This window comes from Brevundimonas abyssalis TAR-001 (assembly GCF_000466985.1).
GTDB classification, from domain to species: Bacteria; Pseudomonadota; Alphaproteobacteria; order Caulobacterales; family Caulobacteraceae; genus Brevundimonas; species Brevundimonas abyssalis.
In genome coordinates this window covers 20,484-35,339 of the sequence record NZ_BATC01000015.1, presented here as the reverse complement: position 1 = coordinate 35,339, position 14,856 = coordinate 20,484, and the positions used below count along the sequence as shown (strand labels likewise).

Here is a 14,856-nt window from a genome sequence, read left to right as displayed (position 1 = left end):
ACGGATGCGTGAGCATCCGTCCTGTGCGCGCAGGGTGAGGGTCGGGTGCGTCTTGCGAGGCACCGAACCCTCATCCCCCGCGCCAGAACCTCCGCTACGCTCCGGTGCGCGGGTCCCCCTTCTCCCAATGGGAGAAGGACGAGCGCTGAATTGCGCTCAAGCCGTGAGCGTCCGCGACGCGAACATAGCGCCCCAGGATGGCGCCTAAGATATGGTCATGATTTGTGAGGGGCGGGGGGGCGCCGCCCGTGGCATGAGCAGGCTGTGACCGAGTCCCGTTCCGCCCTGAGTGTCGCCGAGATCGCCGCCATCGCCGCCATCGTGGTGATCTGGGGCGTGAACAACGCCGCGGCGAAGGTGGCGACCGAGAGCCTGCCGCCCCTCCTGACCGGCGCCCTGCGGTTCGGCCTGGCGGCGGTGTGCCTGGCCTGGTTCGTGCGGCCGCCGTTCCCGAACTGGAGAAGCCTGGTGCTGCTGGTCGTGCTGGGCGGCCCGATCCACTTCGGCCTGATCTATCTGGCTTCTCCATGGCCAATGACGTCAGCCCGCTGTCGGTCAGCCTGCAGCTGTGGATTCCCATGACGGCGCTGTTCGCCTTTCTGTTGCTGGGCGAGCGGATCACGGTGCCGGCGGTTCTGGGCATGCTGATCGCCTTCTTCGGCATCGCCTGGATGGTGCTGGACTCCCACGCCTTCATGGACCTGCCCGCCATCATGATCGGCGTGGGCGCCAGCGTGGCCTGGGCCCTGACCACCGTCATCGCGCGGCGGACGCGGGCCGTGTCCCCCATGAAGATGCAGGGGCTGCTGTCCATGACCGCCTTCGTGTTCCTGCTTCTGGGCTCGATGACCTTCGAGACGGGGCAGGTTGCGGCCATGCAGGAGGCGCCGCCCCTGGCCTGGGGCGCGGTGGCCTTCGGAGCCCTGATCTCCACGGTCATCGCCACGGGCCTGGCCTTCTGGCTGGTGCAGCGGCGTGAGGCGGGACGGGTGACGCCCTATCTGCTGCTCACGCCCGTGGTGTCGATCCTGATCGGCTGGGGCTTCATGGGGGACGTCCTGACCGTGCAGATCCTGACCGGCGCGGCCCTGACCCTGCTCGGGGTGACCATCGTCGCCCTGGCCGAGCGGGGACTGCGCGCCGGGGTCGCCCCCGGCGCGAAGGTCAGGCTCTAGCCGCGCGAAACGACGGCGCAGGCCACGCGGTCGCCCGCCCCGCCGATGGGCTGGCTGCGGTGATCATCCGGGCTGGCGTGGATGACGACAGCGGAGCCGTCCTCGTCCCACAGCCACTGGCCGGGACCGTTCTCGGCGATGCGGGCCGAGGTGGTGAACAGCTCCGCGCGCGCCTGACCATTCTCGCCCGCGTGGATGTTGGGCAGGTCGCCGTCGTCGGGTCCCTCGGGATTCAGCAGGCCGTGGGGCGCCTGGTTGTGATTGATGTGGCTGCCCGCGTTCTGGAAGGCGGCGTCGCCGCAGTCGCCCACGGCGTGGATGTGGATGCCGTGCCAGCCGGGCGTCAGGCCCTCGGCCTCCACGCGCATCAGCAGGCCCGTGGGCGCCTGGGTGAGGGTGACCGTGCCGATCTCCTCGCCATCGTTGCTCATCAGGGTGGCGTTCCCCGTCTCGGTGGTCGTGGCCCGAACGAGATCCTGGTCCGCGGGGGCGGACGCCGTCTCTGACGGGGCCGTCGAGGGGGCCGGGGGCGTCGTGGGCTCGGTGTCGCCGCAGGCCGCGAGGCCCAGGGCGCCGATGCCAAGGACCGTGGTGAGAAGAAGGTTCGCGCGCATATATCGGCTCCCTTTGAAAAGCTTTGCCGCAGGGGGTCTGGATGCGTCGGCGTGCTTTGCCACGCAAGCCCCTGGATGCTAATGTTTCGGCCACGGAAGACGTTCCGATTCCCGCCCCCCGGGGGCGTCAGAAAAGCCTGAATTCACTTGACCGACGACAGCCAGAACGACGCCCCGAATACGGGCGGCACCGACGATATCGCGCCGATCGCCATCGAGGACGAACTGCGCCGTTCCTATCTCGACTACGCCATGAGCGTGATCGTCAGCCGGGCCCTGCCGGACGTGCGCGACGGGCTCAAGCCCGTGCATCGCCGCATCCTGTATTCGATGCACGAACTGAACATGACGCCCGAGCGCAGCTACATGAAGTGCGCGCGGGTGGTCGGCGACGTGCTGGGGCGGCTGCACCCGCACGGGGACGCGTCGGTCTACATGGCCCTGGTCCGCATGGCCCAGCCGTTCTCCATGGGGCTGATGCTGGTCGACGGCCAGGGCAATTTCGGCTCGGTGGACGGGGATATGCCCGCGTCCATGCGATACACCGAGTGCCGCATGCAGGCGTCGGCCATGGCGCTGCTGGCCGACATCGACAAGGACACGGTCGATTTCCAGCCCAACTACGACGGCAAGGAGCTGGAGCCCGTCGTCCTGCCGGCGCGGTATCCGAACCTGCTGGTCAACGGCGCCGGCGGCATCGCCGTGGGCATGGCCACCAACATCCCGCCGCACAATCTGGGTGAGATCGTGGACGCCTGCGTGGCGCTGCTGGACGACCCGGACATCGGCCACGACCAGCTGCTCGAGATCGTGCCGGGCCCGGACTTCCCCACCGGCGGCGAGATCATGGGCCGCACCGGCGCGCGCAACGCCCTGCTGGACGGCCGGGGCTCCGTGGTGGTGCGCGGCAAGGCCACCATCGAGGAGATCCGCAAGGATCGCGAGGCCATCATCATCACCGAGATCCCGTATCAGGTGAACAAGCAGACCCTGATCGAGCGTATCGCCGAGATGGTGCGCGAGAAGCGCCTGGAGGGCATCGCCGACATTCGCGACGAATCCAGCCGCGAGGGCATGCGCATCGTTGTGGAGCTGAAGCGCGACGCGCCGGGCGACGTGGTGCTGAACCAGCTCTATCGCTGGAGCGCCCTGCAGAGCTCGTTCGGCGTCAACATGCTGGCGCTGAACCACGGGCGGCCCATACAGATGGGCCTCAGGGCCATGCTGGACGCGTTCCTGGACTTCCGCGAGGAAGTGGTGGTCCGGCGCATCAAGTTCGAACTGGCCAAGGCCCGCGACCGGGGCCATGTGCTGGTCGGCCTGGCCACGGCGGTGGCCAATATCGACGAGGTCATCCACATCATCCGCTCGTCCGCCGATCCGGCCGAGGCGCGCGAACGGCTGCAGGGCAAGCCCTGGCCGGTGGGCGACATGATCGCCCTGGTCGAGCTGATCGCCGACCCGCGCAGCGTCGTCATCGACGGCGACAAGCTGCAGCTGACCGATGAACAGGCCCGCGCCATCCTGGCCCTGACCCTGTCTCGCCTGACCGGCCTGGGCCGTGACGAGATCATGGGCGAGGCGCGCGAACTGGCGGGCGTGATCCAGGGCCACCTGACCCTGCTGTCGGACCGCAAGAACATCATCGCCGTGATCCGCGAGGACCTGCTGGCCGTGAAGGCCGAGTTCGCCGTGCCCCGTCGCACCGTGATCGGCGAGGGCGAAGGCGACATGGAGGACGAGGACCTGATCCCGCGCGAGGAGATGGTCGTCAGCGTCACCCACGGCGGCTACGTCAAGCGCGTGGCCCTGAACGCCTATCGGACCCAGCATCGCGGCGGCAAGGGCCGTTCGGGCGTGTCCATGAAGGACGACGACGCCGTGGTCGGCGTGTTCTCGGCCTCGACCCACACGCCGGTGCTGTTCTTCGCCACCAACGGCAAGGCCTACAAGCTCAAGACCTGGCGTCTGCCCCTGGGCGGGCCGACCTCGCGCGGCAAGGCGTTCGTGAACCTGCTGCCCATCGAGCCGGGCGACTCCATCATGAACGTGCTGCCCCTGCCCGAGGACGAGGCGGACTGGGCCAACTACGACATCATGTTCGCCACCAAGTCCGGCGACGTGCGCCGCAACAAGCTGTCGGACTTCGCGACGGTCAACCGCGCGGGCAAGATCGCCATGAAGCTGGAGGACGGCGACCACATGGTCGGCGTCGCCCTGTGCACGGCCGAGGACGACATCCTGCTGACCACCGCCCTGGGCCGCGCCATCCGCTTCAAGGCCGACGACGTGCGCGTGTTCAAGGGCCGGGACTCCACCGGCGTGCGCGGCGTCCGTCTGCAGGACGAGGACGAGGTCATCTCCATGGCCGTGCTGGGCCGCGTGGACGCCACGCCGGAAGAGCGGGCCGCCTACGTCAAGCACGCCAACGCCATGCGCCGGGCCGCGGGCGACGAGGATGAAGCGACCGTTCCGGACGCCGATGACGAGACGGTGGCCGAGGCCGCGCTGTCGGTCGAGCGCATCGCCGAGCTGGGGGCTGCCGAGCAGTTCATCCTGACGGTCACCGACACCGGCTTCGGCAAGCGGTCCTCGGCCTATGAGTATCGCCGCACCGGTCGGGGCGGGCAGGGGCTGACGGCCCACGGCCTGGGCGGCCGCGCGGGCGCCCGCCTGACCGCCGCCTTCCCGGTGGAGGACAGCGACGAACTGCTGATGGTCACCTCGCGCGGTCAGATGATCCGCACGCGCGTCGATCAGGTCCGCATCGTCGGCCGGTCCAGCCAGGGGGTCACCATCTTCCGCACCGCCGACGGCGAGAAGGTCGTTTCGGTCGAGCGCCTGGCGGAAGTGTCGGGTGATGACGGCGTCGAGGACGGCGACGAGGGCGGCGCCGAGGAATAGAACGGTCGGACACGGCCGTGGCCGGTGGCAAGGATAGGGAGGGGTTCTTGCGCATATTGGTGCTGTTGCTCGCGCTTGCTCTGGCGTCGTGCGGGGTGGGGTCTGTCGATCCGGAACGGGATACGCAGGCCAGAGACGTCTATGAGCACGTGCGCTTGGGCGATTTCGACGCCCTGCGATCATCGATGACCGACGCGGCCAACGCGAACACGACCGATGAACAACTACAGTCGATGCGTGAGTACGCTGCACTGGATACGCCGTCAGAGACTCGCGTCCTGTCCTGGCAGTGGAATACGACGAGCGATCTGTCCGCTTACGAGGTCGTCCATGAGTACGACCATCAGCAGAAGGTTGTTCAGTTCAGCGCCTTGATGGTTCGGCAAGGTGAAGGCCCCTGGCTCGTGGAGCGAGTCCATATCAACCACTTCTCTCCGGCTGAGGCCGCGCTGACAGCCTTCACCCTCCAGGGGAAGACGCCGCTGCACTATGGTGTGCTTGCCCTGGCGGTGCTGGCTCCACTGTTCTGCCTGTTTACGGCGGTCGTTGCGGGGTGGCGGCGGCGTTGGGTCTGGATGATCGTCAGCCTGTTCGGGGTGGGTCAGCTGACCCTGAATTGGGCGACCGGCGCCGCTGAGTTTCATGTCGCGCAGTTCGCGCTTCTCGGTGCGGGTTATGCAAAGGGGCCGGGCGCTCTCGACCCGTGGATCATCCTTGTGGCCCTGCCGATACCCGCCCTTCTGTTCTGGCTGTTTCGAGGGTGGCGACCCAAGAAGCCGAAAGCCGGAAAGGTCAGCGGCGCTGATCATCCGACCGCCGCGACGCCGGACTAGGGTGCAATGCTGACCCTTCTCGTCAACGGGGCGCCGGCCGGGCAGGACGATCTGCTGCATATGGCGCTGGTGAACTACGGCGCTTTCACCTCCATGCAGGCGGAGCAGGGCGCCGACGGCGTGTGGGGCGTGCGGGGGCTGGATCTGCATCTGGCCCGGCTGCGCGAGGGCGGGCTGGAGCTGTTCGGCCAGGCGCCGGACGAGGGCGAGGTGCGCCGCTGGATCGGTCAGGCCTTGCGGGATCAGTCCGGCGCCGCCTCGGTGCGGGTCAGTCTGTTCAGCCGGATGATCAGTGTTCGCAATCCGTCGGCGCGGGGGACGCCCGACGTGATGGTCATGGCCGGGCCGCCCGCCGCGGACCCGACGGAAGCGCTGAAACTCAGGGTCTCGCGCTACGTCCGCGAGATCCCGCACCTGAAGCATGTGGCCACCTTCGGCCTGATCCGCGAGCGGCGCGAGGCCATGGCGGCGGGGGATGACGACGTGCTGTTCGCCGACGACAACGGCCGGGTCACCGAGGGCAGCATCTGGAACATCGGCTTTCTGAAAGGCGACACGGTGGTCTGGCCCCAGGGCCCGATGTTGGCGGGGACGGGGCAGGCCCTGATCCAGCGCGGGCTGGAGGCCGTGGACGTCGCCACCGAGCAGCGCTGGGTCGGCCTGCCCGAGCTGCCGGACTTCGACGCCGCCTTCATCGTCAATGCGGCCATGATCGGGGTTCCGGTCGCGGCCATCGGGGCGGTGCGTTATGCCGAGCGGCCGGACCTGACCATGCTGGTGAAGAACGCCTGGCGATCAAACCCGTGTCAGCCGCTCTAGGTTCGACGGCGCGCGGATGCTAAACCGGGGCGAACGTGGGGGAGATCAGGGCCTTATGCGCATCGGACTGTATCCGGGCACCTTCGATCCGGTGACCAACGGGCACATGGACATCATCGGCCGGGCCGTGAAGCTGGTGGACCGGCTGGTCATCGGCGTGGCCCAGAACGACGACAAGGGCCCGCTGTTCACCACGGCGGAGCGTGTCGAGCTGCTGCGGGCCGAGGTGGCGCCCCTGAACGCCGACATCGTGGTGGAGCCGTTCTCGACCCTGTTGATGCATTTCGCCGAACAGCTGAACGCCAACGTCATCGTGCGGGGCCTGCGCGCCGTCGCGGACTTCGAGTACGAGTTCCAGATGACGGCCATGAACCAGCGCCTGAACGCCGACATCGAGACCGTCTTCCTGATGGCCGATCCGCGTCACCAGGCCATCGCGTCCCGGCTGGTCAAGGAGATCGCCCGGCTGGACGGCGCGATCGAGAGTTTCGTCAGTCCCCGGGTCGCCGAGCGCGTCCGGGCCAAGGTCCAACACGCATGAAGTTTCCGACCAGCCTTCTGGCCGCCGCCGTCCTGGCGACCGCCGTGTCCCCCGCCGTGGCCCAGGAGGCCGAGATCTGGCGCGACATAGCGCCCGAGAACCTGTGGGTCATCGACACCTCCAAGGGCCGCGTGCTGGTGGAGCTGGCGCCGGATATGGCGCCGCACGCGGTCGAGCGGATCCAGACGCTGACGCGGCAGGGATTCTACCAGAACCACGCCTTTCACCGGGTGATCCGGAACTTCATGGCCCAGACCGGCGATCCCACAGGCACCGGCGCGGGCAACAGCGAGCTGCCGGACGTGCCCGGCGAGTTCACCTTCCGCCGCAGCCGCCGCCCCGCCTTCATCGAGACGCCGACGGGCCGTGCGGACCGCGCCGTGTTCGGCCTTTATGGCTCCATGCCCGTGCGCACCCAGCCGGACGCCCAGATGTTCGTGACCGCCGACAACCGGGTGGACGGCATGGGCTATTTCTGTCCCGGCGTGGCGGGCATGGCACGTTCGGCGAGCCCGGACAGCGCCAACAGCCAGTTCTTCCTGATGACCGCCTACCGCGCCAACCTCAACGGCGACTACACGCCGTTCGGCCGGGTGCTGGAGGGGCTGGACGTGGTCGAGTCGCTGAAGGCCGGATCCGATGCAGAGGACGGCGTGGTCACCAATCCGGACAGGATGCTGAACGCGCGTCTGGCCGCCGACATGCCCGAGGGCGAACGGCCCAGGGCCCAGGTGCTGGACGCCCGCTCGCCTCGCATGGCGGAGATCGTTCAGGCCGCCGTGACCGAGCGCGGCGACCGCCTCACCGTCTGCGACGTGGTCCCGCCCGTCCGCATCGAAGGTTGATCCAGAGGAGAGGCCCCATGCGCCTGTCGATCATCGCCGCCGCCGTCCTGTTCGCGGCCACGCCCGTCATGGCCCAGGACGCGACGCCCGCCCCGGCCGCCGCCGCTTCGCCGCCGGAGTCCGACTGGCGTACGGTGCGCCGGAGAACCTGCTGGTCATCGACACCAATCGGGGCCGCATCCTGGTGGAGATGTCGCCCCTGGCCGCGCCGGGGCATGTGGAGCGCATGCGTCTGCTGGCCCGCAACGGCTTCTATGACGGTCTGGTCTGGCACCGGGTGATCGACTGGTTCATGGCCCAGACCGGCGACCCGCTGGGCACCGGGGAGGGGCAGAGCGCTTATCCGGACCTGACCGCCGAGCTGACCTTCCGCCGGGGCGCGGACATGCCGTTCACGCCGGTGGCCGACCCCATGGGTGCGCCGGTGGGCTTCGTGGGCTCGCTGCCGATCCAGACCCAGCCTCAAGAGCTGATGGCCCGCACCGCCGACGGCATGGTGCACGCCTGGGGGGTCTATTGCCCCGGGGTGGCGGGCATGGCGCGGGGCGAGGCGCAGGACAGCGCCAACAGCCAGTTCTTCCTGATGCGGCAGGCCTATCCGTCGCTGGACAAGCGCTACACCGCCTGGGGCCGGGTGATCTCGGGGCTGGACGTGGTGCGGGCGATCAAGACGGGCGAGGAGCCGTCCGGGACGGTGGCGACGCCCCAGGACGTCATGACTTCGGTGCGCGTGGCCGCCGACATCCCCGCCGCCCAGCGGCCGGTGGCGCGGGTGCTGAACACGGCGTCCCCGGCCTCGGGGACATGATCGAACGGACGCGGGCGGCGCGTGGGGCGGACTTCTCCATCTGCGACCTGGAGCCGCCGGTGGATGTGATCGAGCCCGCGGCCTAGACCGATCCGTCTCTAGCGTCGGCGACGACGGCGGCCGCCGGTGCGGCGGCCTTCGCGCATGGCGGTGAGCAGCAGGCCCTCGCGCAGGCCCCGGTCGGCGACGCGGACGCGGGCGCAGGGCCAGGCCCGCTGGACGGCCTCAAGGATTGCGGCCCCCGCCAGCACCAGATCCGCGCGCTCTGCGCCGATGCAGGCCTCGGTCGCGCGCCCTGCCGGCGTCAGGCTTCTCAAGCGGTCCGCGGCGCGGGTGCAGTCGTCGCGGGTCATCCACAGGCCGTCGACCCGGTTTCGGTCATAGCGGGTCAGGTTCAGGTGCACGCCCGCCAGGCTGGTGATGGCGCCAGAGGTGCCCACCAGATGGGCGTGGCCGTCGTCGAAGACGGGCCGGAGCGACCGGGCGCCGTCATGGGCGTCAAGACGCGCCTTCATGTCGTCGACCATGGCTTCATACCACTCGGGCGTCGGCGGATCGGGCTCGGGATGGCGCTCGGCCAGGGTGACGACGCCCAGCGGGGCGGACATCCAGCTGACGGTCTCGAAGCGGGCCTGGCCGTTGTCGCCGACGCGACGAAGCCAGGACACCTCGGTCGAGCCGCCGCCCACGTCCACCACCACAATGGCGCGCGCCGCGGAGTCGAACAGGTTGAGGCAGCCCTGGACCGACAGGTTCGCCTCTTCTTCGGGCGGGATGATGCGCAGGGTCAGACCGGTGCCCTTGCCGACGCGGTCCAGGAACTCGGCCCCGTTGTCGGCCGAGCGACAGGCCTGGGTGGCCACGGCGCGGACCCGGTCGCCTTGATTTCACGGCGGGCGATGCGTTCGGCGCAGATGTTGAGGGCGTCATAGGCCCGATCCATGGCGCCCGGGTCGAGCCGGCCGGTGCGGGTCAGACCTTCGCCCAGACGGACGATGCGGGAGAAGGAATCCACCACGCGGAAGCCGTCACGCGAGGGACGCGCGATCAGCAGTCGGCAATTGTTGGTCCCCAGATCGAGCGCAGCGTACAGCGGCGCCTCGCGACCTGAAGGGGACCGGGCGCCGCGCTTGCCGCGCGCGCCGTCCGCCTCTGGCATGGCCAACCTTTCGTGGGCGCGTGACGGCGCCCGTTCAACGCAAGGTTAGGCGCATCCGGGCGGGCTCGCCAAGCGCTTCCTGTCACAAAGATGAACAAGGCGGCTGGCATCCCGCTCAGGTGCGGGGGCGTATTCTCTGAGGCATGTCCATTGAACGCACAGCCCGTTTCGGCCTCGGCCAGATCGTTCGCCACCGCGAACAGCCCCTCGAGGGCGTGATCGTGGACGTGGACGCGGTCTGCGCCGTGCCCTTTGACGACATCCGTGCGGATCAGCCGTTCTATCAGGTCTTCGCCTATGGCGATGACGGCGGTTTCATCGCCTATGTGCCCGAGGACGCCCTGATGGCGAATCGGGAGCTGAAGCCGCTGAGCGCCGCCGAACAGGCCCAGTGGTTCACCACGGATCGCCACGGCCGACACGCGCCGCGTTCGCAACCGATCCACTGACGCACGTATTCCTTCATGACCAAGGACGGACTAGATTCGTCCTGATCATGAGGAGGCCGCATGTCTGATTTCACCCACGTCCATGAAACCCCGCCCGAAGGCGCGGCCGAGGACTGGACCATTCCCCAGGCATGGGAGTCCTACACCGACGTCGAGCATCAGACCTGGGTGACGCTGTACGAGCGGCAGATGAAGATCCTGCCCGGACGGGCGGCGGACGTGTTCCTGAAGGGGCTGGAGGCTCTGGACCTGCACGGCTCGGGCATTCCCGATTTCCGCGAGATGAACCAGAAGCTTGAGGCCCTGACCGGCTGGACGGTGGTGTGCGTGCCGGGACTGGTGCCGGACGAGGTGTTCTTTGACCACCTGGCCAACCGCCGCTTTCCGTCGGGCCAGTTCATCCGCAAGCCGGATCAACTGGATTATCTGCAGGAGCCGGACATCTTCCACGATGTGTTCGGCCATGTGCCGATGCTGACGGACCCGACCTTCGCCGATTACATGGAAGCCTACGGCAAGGGCGGCCAGCGCGCGGCCAGCCTGGGCATGCTGCCCAATCTGGCGCGGCTGTACTGGTACACGGTGGAATTCGGCCTGATGGAGACGCCCGAGGGGCTGCGCATCTACGGCGCCGGCATCGTGTCCTCGTCCACCGAGAGCAAATTCAGCCTCGAGGATCCGTCGCCGAACCGGCTGGGCTTTGATCTGGAGCGGGTGATGCGGACCCTGTACCGCATCGACGACTTCCAGCAGGTCTATTTCGTCATTCCGTCCATCGAGCAGCTGCGCGAGGTGACGCTGCAGGACTTCGGTCCGGTGTACGAGAACCTGAAGGGGGCCGAGGACCTGCCCATCGACGCGATCCTGCCGTCGGACAAGGTGTTCACGCGGGGCACGCAGGCTTATGCCGCCAGGGGCGGACGGTTCGCCAAGGCGGGCTAGGCCGCGCCGACCGCGGCTGAGGCGCGTTCCAGCAGGGACGCCGGGCTTTCGCCGGGCTGAAGTTCGGCGGACCCCACCTCGAACTCCACCACGAAGGGCGGGCGTTCCGGCCCGGCGTCGAAGGCGGTGCAGCCGATGACGGCGGCGATGCGTTCGGCGGTCAGGCGGGCCGCCGCGCCGCGGGTGGCGGGCAGGGCCAGGGCGAAGACCTCGGGGGCCAGGCGCGCGGCGGTGTCCTCGGCCCGGACGAGACGCGAGACCATGGCTCCGATCTGGGGCATGGCGCGGTCCAGCCAGCCGCCTTCGCGGGCCAGGGCGACCTCGCGGCCATAGACCACGCGCAGCACGCAAACCGACAGGGGACGGCCCCGCTCGCGGGCGCCTCGGCGACGCGCGCCAGGTGGGCGGCGAACAATTCGCGGGTGAACAGGCCGGTGTCGGCGTCCATCAGACCCGAGCCGCGCGCGGCCTCCAGCGCCTTGCGGATGGACTTCTGGCGGCGATAGTCCCGCGCCAGGGCCAGGATGCGTGCGGCGGTCTCGTCCTCGGGGGTGTCGGGGGACGCCACGTCGGCGAAGCCGCGATTGTAGAGCTCCGACAGGTTGAGGTCGGCGACGTGGCGCAGATAGAGCACCAGCGGAATGTGGAACAGGCGCGTGTTGCGCTTCATGCCCGCAGCGATGGACAGGGCGGGCGCATGGTCCTCGCCCCCCCACAGGACCGCCGCGTCAAAGGCGCTTTCGTGCAGGTAGTCGAAGGCGGTGTAGGGCGTAGGCGCCGCTACAGCCTCGGCGCCGCCGGCCGACAGGGCGTTGGACAGGGCCAGAAAGCGGCGATCCGCCACCCCCGCCGCCAGGACGCGCAGGGGTTTTTCGGACGGATCCGGGGCCTCCAGCGTCGCGCCCCCGGCCGCGAAGGTGGCCTGCCGCAGGGCGAACTCCTCCTCGGCCACGGCGCCGCGCACCAGCTGCTCGAGCCGCAGGGCCAGCTGGGCCGGGTGAGGGGGGCCGGTCATCACCAGATCGGCGCCGGGCGCGTCCCGGCCCGGTTTCGACAGGGCCAGAACCGGCAGGATGCGGGGCAGGGCGCGCGCCTTGAGGACGGCGGCGGCTTCCGGCGCCGCATCCGCGATCAGGGCCGCTTCGAAGGCCAGATCCTCCATGGCGGCCGCGCCGCCGTCCAGCGTGCGGGCCGTCAGGGTGCGCCAGCCGAGGGCGTCCAGCCCGGCGCACAGCGGCCCGGCCAGATCGTCGTCGGCCGCCACGACCAGTACGCGCGGATCGGGTCCCAAACTCAGAATCTCCGTCTCGCGCACCGGATCGGCCGCGTCCCCCCTGAATTGCCGGGACCATAGCGAGCCGGTCCCCTGCCATGCAACGGCCCCGGGATTGGACATCGGAGCGCAAGGGACTTATCCACCGCCGCGATCTGGGCTAAACCCAGTTAACCGTGACGCGGGGGAGCACGTTTGACCCAATCGACGGACTTCACCTCGCTGGCCTTCTGGGGTCGGCTGGCGGGGCGCGCCTTCAAGCGCAGCTGGGGCCGCGACGTCATGCTCTACACGGGCGGCGTCTCGTTCTTCGCGCTTCTGGCCGTGTTTCCGGCCATCGCCATCCTGATCGGCTTCTACAAGATCGTTCTGTCCAGCGGCCAGGCGACCGAACAGGCCGCCGCCCTGACCGAGATGCTGCCGGCTGCGGCCCGGGGCATCTTCATCGGCGAGGTGGAGCGCATGACGGGGCTGTCGGCCCGGTCCATCTCGACCCAGAGCGCCATCGCCCTGGTCATCGGCGCCTACGCCGCGCACCGGGGGTTCAAGGCCTTGCTGGCCGGGCTGAACCTGATTCACGACGAGCCGGACCCCCACGGCTTCTTCCGCTTCAACCTGCTGGCCCTGGTGGTGGCGATCCTCGCCTTCACCCTGTTCACCGTGGTGTCGGGCGCGGTGGTGACCTCGCGCATCCTGAGCCATGCGTCGGAGACGGGAAGTTCGCTGTGGCTGGACGGGGTCTGGTCCACGGCCGGGTTGTTCATCGGCCTGACCTGTCTGTACCGCTACGCCATGGTGCACTCGAGCCGGGTCGCGTGGCGCGCGGCCATCGCGGGCGGGCTGGTGGCCACGGTTCTGTCGGCCACCGTGTCCTGGCTGTGCGTGGTCTATGTGGAGCAGATCGTGGAGCTGGGCGCGACCTACGGCTCGGTGGGTGCGGTGGTGGTGCTGCTGATCTGGCTGTCCTGGAACGTCAACGCCATCTTCTACGGCGGCGGCTTCGTCACCGAGATGGAGATCGTGCTGCGCCGTCAGGACGAGCCCCCGACCGAGGACGCGCCCGAGGTGGACACCGATTCCCGAATCGTCAGCCTTCAGAGTCGGCGGCGCGCTCAACCGTAATCGCCAGCCAGCCGGCTTCCTCGCGCACCTCGATCATCCGCCCGCCCAGCTCCTGCATCAGGTGCGGGACGTCGATCCGCGCCATGGGGTCGGTGGCCAGCAGGACCAGCCGCGCGCCCGGCGCCGCGATCTCCAGCGCCTTGCGCAGCCGCAGGCTCGGCACGGGACAGCGATGGCCGCGCGCGTCGACGATGATGGGGACAGGACTGACCACGGGCTCTCCGCAGGGGACGAATCCGGTCAGGGTGTGACGCATGGTGCGTCTTTCGTCCAGTTTGCCGGCGGTTCTGATCGCCCTCTGCGCCCTGGCCGCGCCCGGTCAGGCCCAGACGCCGCGCGTTTCGCCGGACTATCACGCCCGGGTCTGGGTGGCCGGGTTCGAAACCCCCGTGGAGATTCGCCAGTCGGGCCTGCGTCGGCGCATCGAGGTGGCCCAGGGCGGCCTCGTCCAGACCTATATCGCCGACCGGGTGCGGGGATCGCTGACGGTGATGACGGCGGGCGGGCAGGGCCGGGTGGCCTTTGTCTTCCCCCTGCCGCGCGAGGAGCAGATGTCGCCCCTGCCGCTGGATCTGCTGGTGATCGAGCGCGGCGCGGCGCGCCTGACCCGCGTCGGGGCGTCGAACATCGCCGGGCGCTCGTGCCAGCGGTTCCGCTATTCCGGCTATATGGGACGGGCGGGGTCGGTTTGCGCCACGCGGGAAGGCATCGTGCTGGAACTGCACCCGGACGGGCGCCGACGGCCGCTGTACCAGGTGCTGAGCCTGACCCCGGCGCGTCAGGCGGCCAGCTGGTTCGCGCCGACGCCGGACTATCAGCTGGCGGTGCTGCCGGGGATCGGGGGCACGGTGGGGACGCCGGCTGCGCCGGCTACGCCAGCATCTCCGCCATCATCCTGAGCGCGGTGCGGACGGATTCCAGCCGCACGCTGTCGCGGCCGATGTCGCCGAAGCGTTCCTCGCGGTGGATCAGACGTCCGTCCTGATGGGCCACGGCGAAATGGACCAGACCCACGGGCTTTTCCACCGTGCCGCCGGTGGGTCCGGCGATGCCGGTGACCGAGGCCGCCAGTCCGGCGCCCGACGTCTCCAGCGCCCCTTTCGCCATGGCTTCGGCCACCGAGCGGGACACCGCGCCGTGCAGATCGATCAGCTCGGGGTCCACCCCCAGCATCTGGGCCTTGGCGGCGTTGGAATAGGTGACGAAGCCGCGGTCCACCGCCTTGGCCGAGCCGGACACGGTGGTCAGGGCCGCCACCAGCAGACCGGCGGTGCAGCTTTCGGCCGTGGCCAGCATGATCCCGGCGTCGGAGGCGCGGTCGGTGATGGTCTTGGCCAGGGGTTCGATGTCGGCGGGAAACATGGCGTTCTCA

The 14,856-nt window shown here is 69.3% G+C and carries 16 protein-coding genes and 2 pseudogenes; 13 read left to right on the top strand and 5 right to left on the bottom strand.

What is annotated here, in order from left to right; genetic code table 11:
- Positions 1–264 precede the first annotated feature (264 nt).
- Together MBEBAB_RS18310 and MBEBAB_RS06095 are read left to right on the top strand one after the other, a co-directional pair.
- Complete coding sequence (locus MBEBAB_RS18310) at positions 265–582, top strand: EamA family transporter (RefSeq protein WP_306302000.1); 318 nt, start codon at positions 265–267, stop codon at positions 580–582.
- Entirely contained in the window at positions 528–1,175 is a 648-nt protein-coding gene (locus MBEBAB_RS06095; RefSeq protein ID WP_306301999.1) for a DMT family transporter, read from the top strand. The genes MBEBAB_RS18310 and MBEBAB_RS06095 overlap by 55 nt, the downstream gene beginning before the upstream one ends.
- On the opposite strand, the gene MBEBAB_RS06090 is transcribed toward MBEBAB_RS06095, so the two are convergent.
- The gene (locus MBEBAB_RS06090) at positions 1,172–1,789 is read right to left on the bottom strand and encodes a superoxide dismutase family protein (protein ID WP_021697067.1); all 618 of its coding nucleotides are present in this window, start codon (positions 1,787–1,789) and stop codon (positions 1,172–1,174) included. The two genes, MBEBAB_RS06095 and MBEBAB_RS06090, sit on opposite strands and share 4 nt — an antisense overlap.
- 147 nt (positions 1,790–1,936) lie before the next feature.
- Between MBEBAB_RS06090 and gyrA the strand changes: the two genes are divergently transcribed.
- From gyrA to MBEBAB_RS06060, 7 genes are read left to right on the top strand one after another with little or no spacing between them, the layout of a single operon-like run.
- Positions 1,937–4,693 (top strand): DNA gyrase subunit A, encoded by a 2,757-nt coding sequence (gyrA, locus tag MBEBAB_RS06085; protein WP_021697066.1) that lies wholly within the window; start codon positions 1,937–1,939, stop codon positions 4,691–4,693.
- 47 nt (positions 4,694–4,740) lie between these two features.
- Positions 4,741–5,526 (top strand): hypothetical protein, encoded by a 786-nt coding sequence (locus MBEBAB_RS06080; protein ID WP_148291452.1) that lies wholly within the window; start codon positions 4,741–4,743, stop codon positions 5,524–5,526.
- Positions 5,527–5,532: 6 nt separating this feature from the next.
- Positions 5,533–6,345 carry an aminotransferase class IV gene (locus tag MBEBAB_RS06075; RefSeq protein ID WP_021697064.1) on the top strand — a complete coding sequence of 271 codons (813 nt, stop codon included), beginning with the start codon at positions 5,533–5,535 and terminating at the stop codon, positions 6,343–6,345.
- A 55-nt stretch (positions 6,346–6,400) separates the two neighbouring features.
- Complete coding sequence (gene coaD, locus MBEBAB_RS06070) at positions 6,401–6,886, top strand: pantetheine-phosphate adenylyltransferase (protein WP_021697063.1); 486 nt, start codon at positions 6,401–6,403, stop codon at positions 6,884–6,886.
- Positions 6,883–7,731, top strand: coding sequence for a peptidylprolyl isomerase (locus MBEBAB_RS06065; protein WP_021697062.1), 849 nt, complete (start codon positions 6,883–6,885; stop codon positions 7,729–7,731). The genes coaD and MBEBAB_RS06065 overlap by 4 nt, the downstream gene beginning before the upstream one ends.
- 17 nt (positions 7,732–7,748) lie before the next feature.
- Entirely contained in the window at positions 7,749–8,012 is a 264-nt protein-coding gene (locus MBEBAB_RS18305) for a hypothetical protein (protein ID WP_306301998.1), read from the top strand.
- Positions 7,922–8,539: a peptidylprolyl isomerase gene (locus tag MBEBAB_RS06060; protein ID WP_306301997.1), complete on the top strand. Its 618-nt coding sequence runs from the start codon at positions 7,922–7,924 to the stop codon at positions 8,537–8,539. Before MBEBAB_RS18305 ends, MBEBAB_RS06060 begins: the two co-directional genes overlap by 91 nt.
- Before the next feature lie 98 nt (positions 8,540–8,637).
- Here the strand turns inward: MBEBAB_RS06060 and MBEBAB_RS06055 are convergent.
- A pseudogene (locus tag MBEBAB_RS06055) lies at positions 8,638–9,698 on the bottom strand (Ppx/GppA phosphatase family protein).
- Positions 9,699–9,841: 143 nt separating this feature from the next.
- Between MBEBAB_RS06055 and hspQ the strand changes: the two are divergent.
- Together hspQ and phhA are read left to right on the top strand one after the other, a co-directional pair.
- A complete protein-coding gene (gene hspQ / locus MBEBAB_RS06050; protein WP_021697059.1) occupies positions 9,842–10,147 on the top strand; it encodes a heat shock protein HspQ in 306 nt (101 codons plus the stop codon).
- Between the two features lie 60 nt (positions 10,148–10,207).
- Positions 10,208–11,089 carry a phenylalanine 4-monooxygenase gene (gene phhA / locus MBEBAB_RS06045; protein WP_021697058.1) on the top strand — a complete coding sequence of 294 codons (882 nt, stop codon included), beginning with the start codon at positions 10,208–10,210 and terminating at the stop codon, positions 11,087–11,089.
- On the opposite strand, the pseudogene MBEBAB_RS06040 reads toward phhA, so the two are convergent.
- Positions 11,086–12,380, bottom strand: a pseudogene (locus MBEBAB_RS06040) (diguanylate cyclase domain-containing protein). The gene phhA and the pseudogene MBEBAB_RS06040 overlap by 4 nt on opposite strands.
- A gap of 177 nt (positions 12,381–12,557) precedes the next feature.
- Here MBEBAB_RS06040 and MBEBAB_RS06035 point away from each other — a divergent pair.
- On the top strand, positions 12,558–13,484 hold the full coding sequence (locus tag MBEBAB_RS06035) for a YihY/virulence factor BrkB family protein (protein WP_021697056.1): 927 nt from the start codon (positions 12,558–12,560) through the stop codon (positions 13,482–13,484).
- On the opposite strand, the gene MBEBAB_RS06030 is transcribed toward MBEBAB_RS06035, so the two are convergent.
- A complete protein-coding gene (locus MBEBAB_RS06030) occupies positions 13,450–13,740 on the bottom strand; it encodes a sulfurtransferase TusA family protein (RefSeq protein WP_021697055.1) in 291 nt (96 codons plus the stop codon). The genes MBEBAB_RS06035 and MBEBAB_RS06030 overlap by 35 nt on opposite strands.
- On the opposite strand from MBEBAB_RS06030, the gene MBEBAB_RS06025 reads away from it, so the two are divergent.
- Positions 13,739–14,383: a hypothetical protein gene (locus tag MBEBAB_RS06025; protein WP_021697054.1), complete on the top strand. Its 645-nt coding sequence runs from the start codon at positions 13,739–13,741 to the stop codon at positions 14,381–14,383. The genes MBEBAB_RS06030 and MBEBAB_RS06025 overlap by 2 nt on opposite strands.
- Here the strand turns inward: MBEBAB_RS06025 and MBEBAB_RS06020 are convergent.
- Complete coding sequence (locus MBEBAB_RS06020) at positions 14,355–14,846, bottom strand: CinA family protein (protein WP_021697053.1); 492 nt, start codon at positions 14,844–14,846, stop codon at positions 14,355–14,357. The genes MBEBAB_RS06025 and MBEBAB_RS06020 overlap by 29 nt on opposite strands.
- Between the last annotated feature and the right edge of the window lie 10 nt (positions 14,847–14,856).

Coding starts and splice junctions, on each gene's coding strand:
- MBEBAB_RS06065 (WP_021697062.1), top strand. CDS start 6,883: ATGAAGTTTCCGACCAGCCTTCTGGCCGCCGCCGTCCTGGCGACCGCC.
- MBEBAB_RS06090 (WP_021697067.1), bottom strand. CDS start 1,789: ATGCGCGCGAACCTTCTTCTCACCACGGTCCTTGGCATCGGCGCCCTG.
- MBEBAB_RS06060 (WP_306301997.1), top strand. CDS start 7,922: ATGTCGCCCCTGGCCGCGCCGGGGCATGTGGAGCGCATGCGTCTGCTG.
- phhA (WP_021697058.1), top strand. CDS start 10,208: ATGTCTGATTTCACCCACGTCCATGAAACCCCGCCCGAAGGCGCGGCC.
- coaD (WP_021697063.1), top strand. CDS start 6,401: ATGCGCATCGGACTGTATCCGGGCACCTTCGATCCGGTGACCAACGGG.
- MBEBAB_RS06025 (WP_021697054.1), top strand. CDS start 13,739: ATGGTGCGTCTTTCGTCCAGTTTGCCGGCGGTTCTGATCGCCCTCTGC.
- MBEBAB_RS06095 (WP_306301999.1), top strand. CDS start 528: ATGGCCAATGACGTCAGCCCGCTGTCGGTCAGCCTGCAGCTGTGGATT.
- MBEBAB_RS06020 (WP_021697053.1), bottom strand. CDS start 14,846: ATGTTTCCCGCCGACATCGAACCCCTGGCCAAGACCATCACCGACCGC.
- MBEBAB_RS18305 (WP_306301998.1), top strand. CDS start 7,749: ATGCGCCTGTCGATCATCGCCGCCGCCGTCCTGTTCGCGGCCACGCCC.
- MBEBAB_RS06075 (WP_021697064.1), top strand. CDS start 5,533: ATGCTGACCCTTCTCGTCAACGGGGCGCCGGCCGGGCAGGACGATCTG.
- MBEBAB_RS06030 (WP_021697055.1), bottom strand. CDS start 13,740: ATGCGTCACACCCTGACCGGATTCGTCCCCTGCGGAGAGCCCGTGGTC.
- hspQ (WP_021697059.1), top strand. CDS start 9,842: ATGTCCATTGAACGCACAGCCCGTTTCGGCCTCGGCCAGATCGTTCGC.